Origin of the sequence: Pseudoduganella sp. RAF53_2 (genome assembly GCF_052113985.1) — a bacterium.
Taxonomy (GTDB): Bacteria; Pseudomonadota; Gammaproteobacteria; order Burkholderiales; family Burkholderiaceae_D; genus Rugamonas.
In genome coordinates, this window is record NZ_JBFRDW010000092.1 from 1 (window position 1) to 12,628 (window position 12,628).

General features: G+C 63.1%; 9 protein-coding genes. 3 read left to right on the top strand and 6 right to left on the bottom strand.

Annotated elements, in window-relative coordinates; translation table 11 throughout:
* From AB4Z11_RS08010 to gcvA, 3 genes are all read left to right on the top strand, one after another.
* A partial coding sequence (locus tag AB4Z11_RS08010) for a PAS domain-containing hybrid sensor histidine kinase/response regulator (protein WP_442024183.1) occupies positions 1–2,397 on the top strand: 2,397 nt, incomplete at its 5' end.
* A gap of 105 nt (positions 2,398–2,502) precedes the next feature.
* Positions 2,503–3,249 (top strand): SDR family oxidoreductase, encoded by a 747-nt coding sequence (locus AB4Z11_RS08015; protein WP_442024185.1) that lies wholly within the window; start codon positions 2,503–2,505, stop codon positions 3,247–3,249.
* A 21-nt stretch (positions 3,250–3,270) separates the two neighbouring features.
* On the top strand, positions 3,271–4,185 hold the full coding sequence (gene gcvA, locus AB4Z11_RS08020; protein WP_442024187.1) for a transcriptional regulator GcvA: 915 nt from the start codon (positions 3,271–3,273) through the stop codon (positions 4,183–4,185).
* Here the strand turns inward: gcvA and AB4Z11_RS08025 are convergent.
* The 6 genes from AB4Z11_RS08025 to AB4Z11_RS08050 all read right to left on the bottom strand — a co-directional run.
* A complete protein-coding gene (locus AB4Z11_RS08025) occupies positions 4,179–5,162 on the bottom strand; it encodes a catalase family peroxidase (protein ID WP_442024189.1) in 984 nt (327 codons plus the stop codon). The genes gcvA and AB4Z11_RS08025 overlap by 7 nt on opposite strands.
* Before the next feature lie 46 nt (positions 5,163–5,208).
* Positions 5,209–6,555, bottom strand: a complete 1,347-nt coding sequence (locus AB4Z11_RS08030; RefSeq protein WP_442024190.1) for an ATP-binding protein — start codon at positions 6,553–6,555, stop codon at positions 5,209–5,211.
* Positions 6,548–7,228, bottom strand: a complete 681-nt coding sequence (locus AB4Z11_RS08035; RefSeq protein WP_442024192.1) for a winged helix-turn-helix domain-containing protein — start codon at positions 7,226–7,228, stop codon at positions 6,548–6,550. Before AB4Z11_RS08035 ends, AB4Z11_RS08030 begins: the two co-directional genes overlap by 8 nt.
* Positions 7,225–8,649, bottom strand: coding sequence for an efflux transporter outer membrane subunit (locus tag AB4Z11_RS08040; RefSeq protein ID WP_442024194.1), 1,425 nt, complete (start codon positions 8,647–8,649; stop codon positions 7,225–7,227). Before AB4Z11_RS08040 ends, AB4Z11_RS08035 begins: the two co-directional genes overlap by 4 nt.
* Complete coding sequence (locus AB4Z11_RS08045; protein WP_442024196.1) at positions 8,642–11,788, bottom strand: efflux RND transporter permease subunit; 3,147 nt, start codon at positions 11,786–11,788, stop codon at positions 8,642–8,644. The genes AB4Z11_RS08040 and AB4Z11_RS08045 overlap by 8 nt, the downstream gene beginning before the upstream one ends.
* Positions 11,788–12,628: efflux RND transporter periplasmic adaptor subunit (locus AB4Z11_RS08050; protein ID WP_442024198.1), on the bottom strand; the 841-nt coding region annotated here is incomplete at its 5' end. The genes AB4Z11_RS08050 and AB4Z11_RS08045, both read right to left, overlap by 1 nt.

Here is a 12,628-nt window from a genome sequence, read left to right on the forward strand (position 1 = left end):
GGCGAGTACCGCTGGCGCCTTGCGCGTGCGCTGCCGGTGCGGAACGACCAAGGCGGCGAGTACCGCTGGCGCCTTGCGCGTGCGCTGCCGGTGCGGAACGACCAAGGCGAGATCGTGCGCTGGATGGGCACGTCCACCGATATCCACGAAAGCATCGTGATGCGCGCCGCGCTGCGCAATACCCAGGAGCGCCTGGAAGCTGCGCTGACGGCTGCCGATATCGGCACCTGGACCTGGGACATTCAGGCGGACCGCGTCCATGCGGACCRCTATCTGGCAGCGATGTTCGGCATCGCGCCGGATGCTGCGGACAGCGCGCCAATCTCCGCTTATTTCAATGCCGTGCATCCGGAAGATGCCGCCGCCGTCATCGCCGGCATCGACAAATCGCTGGCATCCGGCCAGCCTTACTATGAGCGCTACCGCGTGCGCGACAGGGAAGGGCGCATGCACTACCTGCATGGCCGCGGCACTGTATTTACCGACGCGCAGGGCAAGCCGCAGCATATGTCGGGTGCCGTGGTTGACGTCACGCGCCAGCAGCTGGCGGAGGAAGCGCGCCTGATCAGCGAGTCGAAATTCCGCGCCATTGTGGAATCTGCGGTCATCGGCATCATTCAATACCGTTTCGATGGCTCGCTGATCGAGGCCAATGACGCCTTCCTGCACATGCTTGGTTATTCGCGTGAGCGTTTCGAGCGCGAAGGGCTGTCCTGGCGTTCGCTCACGCCGCCGGAATGGACGGAAGTGTCGGACCGCGCCTGRGCCAGTCTGCAGGAAACCGGCCGGATGGGGCCAATCGAAAAAGAGTATTTCCGCAGTGATGGCAGCCGTGTTCCTGTCTATGTTGGTGCGGCCAACTTCGCGGGGACGCGCAACGAAGGCATCGCCTATATCCTCGATATCAGTGAAGTGAAGAAGTCTGAAGCGGAGCTCAAGTCCAGCGAACTGACTTTCCGCACGCTGGCAGACAATATTCCGCAGCTGGCGTGGATGGCCGATGGCGACGGCTATATCTACTGGTACAACAACCGCTGGTTCGACTATACCGGCACCACGCTGGAAGAGATSCAGGGCTGGGGCTGGGCCAAGGTGCACCATCCCGATCATGTCGCGCGGGTCGTCGCGCTGTATCGCAAGAAGATCGTCGAGGATCAAACGGTGTGGGAAGATACCTTCCCCTTGCGCGGCGCGGATGGAGAGTACCGCTGGTTCCTGTCGCGCGCCTTGCCGATCCGCGACCAGTACGGAAAGGTGATCCGCTGGCTGGGCACCAATACCGACGTGACTTTGCAGCGCGAGGCGGAAGAGGCGCTGCAGCAAACCAATCAGCGCAAGGACGACTTCCTGGCCATGCTGGCGCACGAGCTACGCAATCCGCTGGCGCCGATCAGTGCGGCGGCGCAATTGCTCAAGATGGCGGCGCACAATCCGGAGTACATCCGGCGCTCCAGCGAAATCATCGACCGGCAGGTCAAGCACATGTCCAGTCTGGTGAACGATCTGATGGACGTTTCGCGTGTCACGCGCGGGCTGGTCTCGATCGACAAGGAAGAAGTAAGCGTTAGCGCCGTCGTGAGCAACGCGGTCGAGCAATYGCGCCCGCTGATCGACGGCCGCAAGCACGAGCTGGTAGTGGACATGAGCGAAGACGGCGGCATCGTACTGGGCGACGACTCGCGGCTGGTGCAGGTAGTGGTCAATTTGCTGAACAACTCGGCCAAGTACACGCCGCAGGGCGGTCGTATCGTGCTGAAGGTCGTGGTGCATGACGGCCAGGTCGAAATCAGCGTCAGCGACAACGGCATCGGCATGGACGCCAACCTGCTGCCGCATGTTTTTGAGTTGTTCACGCAGGCCGAGCGCACGCCCGACCGCAGCGAGGGCGGGCTTGGTCTGGGCCTGGCGCTGGTGAAGAGCGTAGTCTCCCTGCACAATGGCCATATCATTGCCACCAGCGAGGGACGCGGCAAGGGAAGTACCTTCACCGTCACGCTGCCCTTGCTACGCCAGGACAATCCATCAAGCGCGCGGCCGCTGCATATTCTCATGGTCGGCCGGGCAGATGAGAGCGACGCGGCGCTGCCTGCGGCGTTGCGGGCCGAGGGCCATATGGTGGCGCTGTGTCCCGATGAAGCGAGCGCCCTGGCACGAGCCGAGGAGCTGCATCCGGACGCAGTGTTGATCCGCACCGACCTGCCGGAGGTCGAAGGCTACGCCCTGGCGCGCCAGCTACGAGCCCTGCACCCGGATGAACATGCCACCTATATCGCACTGAATGACTCCGGCCAGTCGCACGACAAGGTGATCGCCCGCGACGCGGGCTTCGACCACCAGTTGGAGCGGCCGGTGGCTCTGGCTTCCCTGAAAAGAGTGCTGCCGGCGGCCTCTCAGTAGCCGACTAGTTTTTCTATTCCGCTCGGCGAAATCATCTCGTTTGTTTGCAGGCTTCCCGGTGTCCATACTGGGTTCATCGCCAACCCATCCTTGAAGGAGTTTGAAATGAAACTGCAAAACAAAATCGCGCTAATTACCGGCGGCACCTCGGGCATCGGCCTGGAGGCTGCGAAACTGTTCCGCGCTGAAGGCGCGCAAGTGATTGTGACCGGCACCAATCCGGAACGTCTCGCATCCACGGCAAAGGCCTTGGGTGGCCATGCGATGGTGCTGTCTGTTGACCTGCGCAAGCCCGCTGAGATCGAAGCAGCCGTGGAGCAGATCCGCGCCAGATTCGGCCGCATCGATATCGTGTACGCCAATGCCGGTGCAGCCACCGCCGCGCCGCTGGAAGCCATCACACCGGAGCAAATCGATGAGCAGTTTTCGCTGAATTTCTCGGGCTTGTTCTTTACGATCCAGAAGGCGGCGCCGATTGTGCCAAAGGGCGGCAGCATTGTGGTGACCACGTCCTTCCTGAATGCGGTGGGTACGCCGGGGCTGTCGATTCTGTCGGCGAGCAAGGCGGCGGTGCGTTCTCTGGTGCGCTCGATTGGCGCTGAACTGGCGCCGCGCGGCATCCGCGTGAACGCCGTCAGCCCCGGGCCGACTGCTACGCCATTCCACGGCAAACTGGGGCTGTCCGAGTCTCAGTTGTCCGAAACAGCGGATGCCATCCAGTCGCAAATTCCACTGAAACGCTTCGGCGAAGCGGGCGAAATCGCGAAAGCCGCGCTGTTCCTGGCGAGCGATGATTCCTCCTTTACCACCGGCGCGGAGCTGGTGGTGGATGGCGGCCTGTCGCAGTTCTGAGGGAGCTGCTAAGATCGATTCATGCGAGCACCGAATCATCTGAATGCACTTCGCGCCTTCGAAGCGGTCGCACGGCATCTGAGCTATGCGGCCGCGGCGGAGGAGCTGAACGTCACGCCGGCAGCGGTGGGCCATCTCATACGCGGCCTGGAGGATACGCTCGACGTGGAGCTGTTCCATCGTTCCACGTCCGGTCCTTCGCGGCTGGTGCTGACGGATGCGGCACGCGCGGTGCTGCCTTCACTGCAATCCGGCTTCGATCTGCTGTCGGAAGTGGTGGAAGAACTGAAAGCCAGCAAATCGCGTATTCCCTTTACCGTGACGGTGCCAGGCGCCTTCGCCGATAAATGGCTGCTGTGCAGGGTCGAGCGCTTCCAGCGGAAGCACCCTTATTACGACCTGCGCATCGACACCAGCAACCGCGTGGTCGACCTGACGGCGGACCGCGTGGATGTCGGCATCCGTTATGGGGCAGGGGCGTGGCCGGGCCTGGTGTCGACGTTGCTGATGCGTGATGAATTTTTCCCGGTCTGCAGCCCGGCGCTGCTGGAAGGCGAACACCCGCTCAGGCAGCCCGCCGATCTGCAGCACCACCTGCTGATACACGACGTCTCGATGCTGGCGTTTCCGTCTTTTCCAACCTGGCGCTCCTGGCTGCAAAAAGCCGGCTGCCGCAGTGAGGTCGATTGCAGCCGCGGCATACAGATCAACGACTCCGCCGCCGCGCTGCAGACGGTCATTTCGGGCAATGGCGTGGCGCTTGGCCGCAGCAGCCTGGTGGAGCGTGATCTGGCGGAGGGCCGCCTGGTGCGGCCGTTTGAAGAATCGAAGAGCTGCGAACTCGCTTACTACCTGGTGCATCGTAAGGAAAGCGAGAACGCAGCTCCGGTGGTCGCGTTTAAGGAGTGGCTGATTTCCGAAGCGACGGCTTACTGACCGCGCTGGCCATAGCTCACCGCGTAAGCCGGGAAGCGCATCGCCAGCACAGGATCGGCCGAAGGCTCGATACCGGCGGGCAGGGCGACCGGGTTGTAAAGAATCTTCTTCTGTTCGGCCACCTGGTCCGTCACCATCTTGTTCAGCGTGATGGTGCCCAGTTCAACCACCTTGTTGGCGGCGGGCCAGACGGCAGTCGGATCATTGACATTGTCGTCCTCGTTGGCAATCTGCGCCATCAGCTTGAATTTCACCGGGCCTTTGGCGACGCGCGCCGGCAGTTCTTCCATCAGATAGTTCGGCTCGGGCTTCGCACCTTCCGGCAGCGCATGTTCGCCGGCGACCGGCAGGATCTGGTAGCGGATATAGCTGCTCTTGCCTTTCGCGTTGGTGAACTTGAAGGCATTCACGCCATAGAAGGCCAGGGTACCGAAGCTTTCTGGCGCGGGACGCGGCGTGGTCACGAACTTCAGCGCAGCCGGGTGCGATCCCAGGAATTGTTCGACGGGCGTCGGCTTGGCGGCGTCCGGGCCGCTGTTGCCGATGGCGGTCAGCAGCGCGAGGAAGTCTTCAGGCGTGGCGACGGGGAAGGCGTTGGCGGAGATCGAGACGATGTCCGTGGTCACGCCACCGGCCAGCTGGAAGCGAATCGCCATGCCATGCGGGCTGGCATTGCCGTCGGCGTCGGGCAAGGTAGGCACCCCGGTGGCGTTGGAGAAGCGCACGGTGACCGGCACGGGCTTCATGAAGTGGGGCGCCTTGCTCCAGGCTTTGGCCTGTGCCGATGGGGCGAAGGTGCCGGTGACCATCACGCCCTTGGCATGATTGGCGCGGAAGCCGTTATGCGGACCGCCGGATAGTTTGTTTAATGCATCAACTAGTGCTGCAGGCAAAGGTTTTTGCTCTTCCTGAGCAATCGCACTCGACAGGCCGAACATCAGGGCAAGCACTGCGGCAGAGCGTACAGCAGAATTCATGGCCATTCCTCCTGGCAAAAAGTTGAGAGTAGTCAAGAGACTACCATCAAAATGTCAGGGCTGCTCGCAGGCCGGGGTGGTTGTCGCCGAGTTCCAACGCGCCGCCGTGAAGACGCGCGACGGCCGCAACGAGACTGAGTCCCAGACCCACGCCGGGCGTAGCGCGGCTGGCGTCGCTGCGGTAAAAGCGTTCTATCACTTTCGGCTTTTCTTCATCGGGGACACCGGGGCCATCATCGCTCACCACCACTTCCACACGCGCGCCGCGCCGCGCTTCAACGGTGACGGAGCGATGGCCGTATTTCAGTGCGTTGTCGATCAGGTTGCCGATGGCTTGCGCCAGCAGCACCGGATCGCCCGATGCGGACAGGCGGCCGAAGGCGCGATAGCTCAATGTGATGTCATGCAGCTCGGCGACGGGCTGGTACAGCTCGACCACTTCGGCCGCCAGCGCCGTCACATCGACTTCCACGAAGCCGGAACGCCGCATGCCGCTGTCGATTTCCGCCAGCCGCAGCAAGGCGTTGAAGATGCCGATGACGCGGTCCACATCGGTAATCGCAGCTTCCACTTCAGCGAAGGCGGTTTCGGATGAGGGACGCGTGACGGTCAGCTCCTCCAGCCGCGCGCGCAGCTCCGCCAGCGGCGTGCGCAGGTCGTGTGCAATCGCGTTGGAGGTATTGCGCACGCCGTGCACCAGGTGCTCGATCTGATCCAGCATGCGGTTGACCGTGTGCGACAGCATCTCCAGTTCGTCGCCGCCGTCGGTGGTCGGCAAGCGGCGCGACAGGTCGCCTTCGACGATAAGCGATGCGGTTTCGTTGATGTGCTGCACGCGTGCGAGCAGGGCGCGCCGGATCATCAGGCCGCCGATAATCGCCACCGTCAGCACCAGCGTGCCTGATCCCACCAGGCCATACCAGAACAGCGTCTCCATCGCTTCGAAGCGGCTGACATCGCGGCCCACCAGCACGTGGTAACCGCCGGGCAGGGCTTCATGCCATAGCGCGGCGCGCGTCTGGCGTCCTTCGACATCAATGGTCAGGAACTGCGCGCCCGCAGCATCGGTGGCGCCATGCGGCCAGTCCGCCAGGTTGCCCGCGCGCTTTTCCAGCGATGGCGTGGCGAGCAGCATGTACTGGCCTTGCTTGGCGAGGTCGCCGCGTACCTGCACGTCGATGGCCCGCGCCAGCGCGTCGATGCCCTGGCTGTTCAGCAGGTTGCGCATGCGGTGGGCTTCGGCTTCCAGCACTTCGATGCGGTATTCGTCCACCGATTTGCGCCAGGCCAGCCACAGCGGCATGGCGAACAGGCCAAGCACGGCGAAGGTCACCAGCACGTAGGCCAGTGCCGCGTTCAGCGCGGAGAAACGCAGGAGCCGGGACTTAAACATCGGCAGTCAGCATATAGCCTGAGTTGCGGATAGTGCGCAGCAGCGGGCGCCGTTCGCCGCCGTCAATCTTCTGCCGCAGCTTGCTGATGTGGACATCGATCACATTGGTTTGCGGGTCGAAGTGATAGTCCCATACGTTTTCAAGCAGCATGGTRCGCGTAACAACCTGGTCTGCATGGCGCATCAGATATTCCAGAAGCTTGAATTCGCGCGGCTGCAGCGCGACGGGTTTGCCGCCGCGCGTGACCTTGTGCGACAGCAGGTCCATGGAGAGGTCGTCCACATTCAGTGTGGTATCGACCGGCTGCACCTGCGCGCGGCGCAGCAGGGCATCCAGCCGCGCCAGCAGTTCGCCGAAGGCAAAGGGCTTGACCAGGTAGTCGTCGCCGCCGCTTTTCAGGCCTTTGATGCGTTCATCGACGTTATCGAGCGCGCTGAGGATCAGGATGGGCGTCTTGTTGCCCGTCTTGCGCAGCGCTTCGATGATGCCCAGGCCATCGACGCCGCCGGGCAGCATGCGGTCCATGATGATGGCGTCATACGGTTCGCTAACGGACATGTACATGCCATCGCGGCCATTGTCGGCATGATCGACCGTATGCCCGGCTTCGGTCAGTCCCTTTTTCAGGAACTGTGCGACACGCGCATTGTCTTCGACGATCAGCAGTTTCACGGCGCCCCCGTAGTCGGATGAGCGTCCATTGTACGCTCAAGCCAGCCGCCGCCCAGGGCGCGGTACAGGTTCACGCGGCTGGTGAGCTGGTCGAGGCGGGCGGAGATCAGGGAGATCTGGTCGTTGTAGAGGTCTGTCTGTGCGGTCAGCACGTCGAGGTAGCTGTTCACGCCGTTCTCATACAGGCTGTTGGCCAGGTCGAGGCGGCGCTGCTGGGCGTCCGTTTCACGCTGGAGCGCGGCCAGCTGGTCGTCGTAGGTGCCGCGCGCGGCGAGGCCGTCGGACACTTCGCGGAAGGCGGTCTGGATGGCCTTTTCGTATTGGGCGACGCCGATGTCCTTTTCCAGCGTGGCCACGTCCAGATTGGCCTTGTTGCGGCCGGCGTCGAAGATCGGTTCGACCAGTGCGGGCACGAAGGACCACGCGCCGGAGCCGATGGCGCCCGTCAGCGTGATCTGCGGGAAGAACGCGGCGCGCGCGGCGCCGATGTTGGCGTTTTCGGAACGCAGCAGGGCTTCCGCTTGCAGGATGTCCGGCCTGCGCGCGAGCAGGTCTGACGGCAGGCCAGCGGGAATGCCGGTCAGCGTTTGCGCGCCAAGCGGCGCGTGCGGCGGCAAATCGGCTGGCAGGGACTGGCCTATCAGCAGGACCAGCGCATTCTCGGCTTGCGCGCGCTGGCGTACCTGGGCGGCGTGGCTGGATTGTGCGCGGTCCACCACGATTTGCGACTGGCGCAGATCGAGTTCCGACGCGGTGCCGGTGTCGAATTGCAGCTTCACCAGTTTGTAGGAGGCTTGCGCGGTGTCCAGCGTGCGCTGGGTGACGGCCAGCTCTTCGTCGTAGGCGAGCATGGTCAGGTACTGGTCGGCGACCTGCGATACCAGCAGCGTTTGCGCGGCCTGGCGTCCGTAGGCGCTGGCGAAGTATTGCTCCTGCGCGGCGTCGGACAGGCTGCGCAGACGGCCGAATAAGTCGATCTCCCACGCGGCGGTAAATTGTGCGAGATCGTTGCGGGGTACGCCGTTCCTGGCGGTGGAGCTGGCGGCCGCGCCCAGTTGCGGGAACAGGGCGGAGCGCTGGATCTGGTACTTCGCCCGCACCTTTTCCGCATTCAGCACGGCGACGCGCAGGTCGCGGTTGTTTTGCAGAGAAAGCTCCACGAGCCGCTGCAGGCGCGGATCGACGAAGAAATTGCGCCAGCCAAGATCCGCCGCCACGGACGCCGCGCCGCGGGTGGAGGGCGTTGTCGATGCGGCGCTCATGCTGGGGCCGCTCGCCGGGTGGGCCTGGCTCTTTGCGTAGGCTTCGCCGGCCGGATAAGTGGCCGGAACCGGTGACGCTGGGCGCTGGTAGGCTGGCTGCAGCGCGCAGCCGCCGAGGAGAGCGGCGCTGAGGGCGGCGATGAGCATGCGATTAGCCATGTTGCGGACCTCCTGCCAGTGCAGCCGGCGCTGCCGGCCTGCTGCGAGCAAGCTTGTCGCTGACCACCACAAAGAACATCGGAATCATGAACGTCGCCAGGAAGGTCGCGGTCAGCATGCCGCCAATCACGCCCGTGCCAATCGCAATCTGGCTCGCCGACCCGGCGCCATGCGCCAGCGCAAGCGGCAGCACGCCGAGCACGAAGGCCATCGACGTCATCACAATCGGCCGCATGCGCATGCGTGCCGCTTCGATCGCCGCGTCCTTGGCCGCCATGCCTTTCGCCTGCAGTTCGCGTGCAAATTCCACAATCAGAATCGCATTCTTGGCCGACAGACCGATGGTCGTTAGCAAGCCAACCTGGAAGAACACATCGTTCGGCAGTCCGCGCACGCCGGTGGCCGCCAGCGCACCGAGCACGCCAATCGGCACCACCAGAATGACCGACAGCGGAATCGACCAGCTCTCATACAGCGCCGCAAGGCTCAGGAATACCACCAGTATCGACAGCGCGTAGAGCAGCGGCGCCTGCGAGCCGGACTGCTGCTGTTGCAGCGACACGCCCGTCCACTCAAAGCCGATACCCGACGGCAGCTGCTTCGCCAGCGCTTCCATGGCCAGCATGGCCTCGCCCGAGCTGTGTCCCGGCGTTGCCTGGCCCTGGATCTCCATGGCTTCCACACCGTTGTAGCGCTGGAGCTGCGGCGGGCCGTATGTCCATTGCGTCGTAGCGAAGGAAGAGAAGGGCACCATCGTACCGCTGGCATTGCGCACATAAAGCTGGCTCAGGTCCTCCGGATTCATGCGGTACTGCGCATCCGCCTGCACATAGACCTTCTTGATGCGGTTATCCGTATCGAGGAAATTGTTCACGTAACGCGAGCCCCACAGCACCGAAAACGCCTGATCGACATCGGACGCATTGACGCCCAGCGCCGCCGCCTTCTCGCGGTCGATATTGATCTTGAAGGCCGGATTATCCTGCTGGCCCGCGAAACGCACACCGGCAATCATCGGGTCTTTCTTTGCCATCGCCAAGAGCTGGTCGCGGGCCTTCGCCAGCGCCGCGTGACCCAGGCCACCGCGGTCTTCCAGCTCGAAGTCGAAACCTGCCGCCGTGCCCAGACCGCGGATTGGCGGTGGGCTGGTCGGCGTGATGAGCGCGTCCTTATAGCCCGCGAAATGCTTTGAGATGCGCGCAGACAGTTCAGCCGCCGAGGTGCCGGGCGCCGTGCGTTCGCTCCAGTCCTTCAGGCGAACAAAGATCTGGCCCTGATTCTGCCCGCGGCCGAAAGCATTATTGCCGTTGACGACAAAGGTCGCGTCCACAATGGCCGCTTCCTCGTGCAGCAGATAATCCGATACATCGTCCAGCGCCGCGCCGGTACGCGCCTGCGTGGCGCCTGGCGGCGTTTGCACCTGAACGTAGATAAAGCCCTGGTCTTCATCCGGCAGGAAGGAAGTCGGCAGACGCATGAACATCAGCACGACCGCGCCAATCACCGCCGCGTAGATGATTGCCCAGCGGCCCGCGCGGGCGATCACATGGCCCACGCCTGACTGGTACTGGTCGCGGCCCTTGTCGAAATAGCGATTGAACCAGCCGAAGAAGCCTTTCTTCTCATAGTGGTCGCCGCTGGAAGGCTTGAGCAGCGTCGCGCACAGTGCAGGCGTGAGTGATAGCGCCACGAACACCGACAGTACCATCGAAGAAATGATCGTCAGTGAAAACTGGCGGTAAATTGCGCCGACCGTGCCAGCCGAGAATGCCATCGGCACGAACACGGCCGACAGCACGACAGCCACGCCAACCAGAGCGCTGCCGATCTGTCCCATGGCCTTGCGCGTCGCTTCCAGCGGCGGCAGCCCGTCGTCGTGCATCACGCGCTCCACGTTTTCGACAACGACGATGGCGTCATCGACCAGCAGGCCAATCGCCAGCACCATGCCGAACATCGAGAGCGTATTGATGGTGAATCCCAGCGCCGACATCACGCCGAAAGTACCCAGCAGGACCACGGGCACAGTAATCGACGGGATCAGCGTGGCGCGGAAGCTTTGCAGGAACAGGTACATGACGAAGAAGACCAGCACAATACCCTCGATCAGGGTCTTCACCACTTCCTCGATCGAAATCTTCACAAAGGGCGTCACGTCGTTTGGATAAACGACTTTCAGCCCGTGAGGAAAGTAGGGCTCCAGTTCGGCGATGCGGGCGCGCACCGCATTGCCTGTATCCAGCGCGTTGGCGCCGGGTGCCAGCTGAATGCCGATGCCGGATGCGGCCTGGCCGCTGTATTTGTTATCGACGTTGAAGTTCTCTGCGCCGAGATTGATGCGTGCCACATCGCGCAAGCGCACTTGCGAGCCGTCGGCCTGCACCTTGAGGAAGATATTGCCGAAGTCCTCCGGTGTGCGCAGCAAGGTCGATTCCGTAATGGTTGCATTCAATTGCTGATTCTTCACAGCCGGCGCGGCGCCYAGTTGACCGCCGGAGATCTGCACGTTCTGCGCCTGAATGGCTGCGGTGACGTCGGTCGGCGTCAGCGAATAGCTGTTCAATTTTGCCGGATCGAGCCAGATGCGCATCGCATACTGCGTGCCGAACACGTTCATATTGCCCACGCCGTTGACGCGGCTGAGCGGGTCCTGCACGTGCGAGACGACATAGTTGGCGATGTCGAACTTGCTCATGCTGTTGTCGGTCGAAACAAAACCCAGCACCATCAGAAAGGAATTGGTCGATTTCGTGACGCGCACGCCGGATTGCTGCACCTGAGCGGGCAGAAGCGGCACGGCCAGCTGGAGCTTGTTCTGCACCTGCACCTGGGCGATGTCCGGATTGGTGCCGGTCGCGAAGGTCAGGGTGGTGGTGGACTGGCCGGTGTCGTCGCTGCTGGACGACATGTAGAGCAGGTTATCCAGCCCGCTCATTTGCTGCTCGATCACCTGCACCACGGTATCCTGTACCGTGGTTGCAGAGGCGCCGGGGTAGGTCGTCGAGATCTGCACCGTGGGCGGCGCGACGGGTGGATATTGCTCAATCGGCAGCGCGAAGATAGCCAGTACGCCGCCGAGCATGATCAGAATGGCGATGACGATCGCGAAGATCGGCCGCTCGATAAAGAACTTCGCCATTATTGTGCTCCCGGTCCCGCGATGGAAGCCAGGCGCTGCGGCTGCGCATTGACGGTACGCACAACAGTGCCGGGTGGCGCTTTCTGTGCGCCGGACAGCACGACCTGATCGCCATCCTGCAGGCCCGCTTCGGCCAGCCAGCGGCCCTCAGTCAGGGTCTTCGCTTCGATCGTGCGCTGGACGATTTTGTGGTCGGCGCCCACCACCAGCACAGTGGCATTGCCCTGCTGGTCGTGCGAAACGGCGGCGACGGGGACGGGCACCGCTTTGTCGTTGGTGCCTTGCGCGACACGGGCGCGCACGAACATCCCAGGCAGCAGCACGTGGTCCGGATTCGGGAAGCGGGCGCGCACGGTGACCGACCCGGTGGACGGATCGACCGTTGTGTTGCTGAATTCGAGCGCGCCGGCCAGCGGATATTGCGTGCCATCTTCCAGCGTCAGGCTGACTTTCGACTCGCCGCTGCGCTTGATCTGGCCGTTCGCCATGGCCTGGCGCAATTGCAGTCCTGCCAGACTGGATTGCTGGAGGTCGACGTAAATGGGATCGATCTGCTGCACGCTCGTCATCAAGGTCGCAGCCCCACCCTGCACGTAAGCGCCCTGCGTCACCTGCGAAATGCTGCTGCGGCCCGCGATAGGGGAGGTCACGCTGGTGTAGCCGAGGTTAATGCGCGCGCTATCGACAGCCGCTTTGGCGACGGCGACATCGGCGGCGGCCTGCTGTTGCGTGGCGACCGCGTTGTCGTACACCTGCTTGCTGACTGCATTGCTGCCGACGAGGACCTTGTAGCGCTCCAGTTGCGCGCTGGCGTTGGCGAGATTGGCCTCCGCTTTTTGC

Excerpts from the sequence above, each read along its gene's own strand:
- AB4Z11_RS08040 (WP_442024194.1), bottom strand. The coding sequence starts at position 8,649 with ATGGCTAATCGCATGCTCATCGCCGCCCTCAGCGCCGCTCTCCTCGGC.
- gcvA (WP_442024187.1), top strand. The coding sequence starts at position 3,271 with ATGCGAGCACCGAATCATCTGAATGCACTTCGCGCCTTCGAAGCGGTC.
- AB4Z11_RS08030 (WP_442024190.1), bottom strand. The coding sequence starts at position 6,555 with ATGTTTAAGTCCCGGCTCCTGCGTTTCTCCGCGCTGAACGCGGCACTG.
- AB4Z11_RS08015 (WP_442024185.1), top strand. The coding sequence starts at position 2,503 with ATGAAACTGCAAAACAAAATCGCGCTAATTACCGGCGGCACCTCGGGC.
- AB4Z11_RS08025 (WP_442024189.1), bottom strand. The coding sequence starts at position 5,162 with ATGAATTCTGCTGTACGCTCTGCCGCAGTGCTTGCCCTGATGTTCGGC.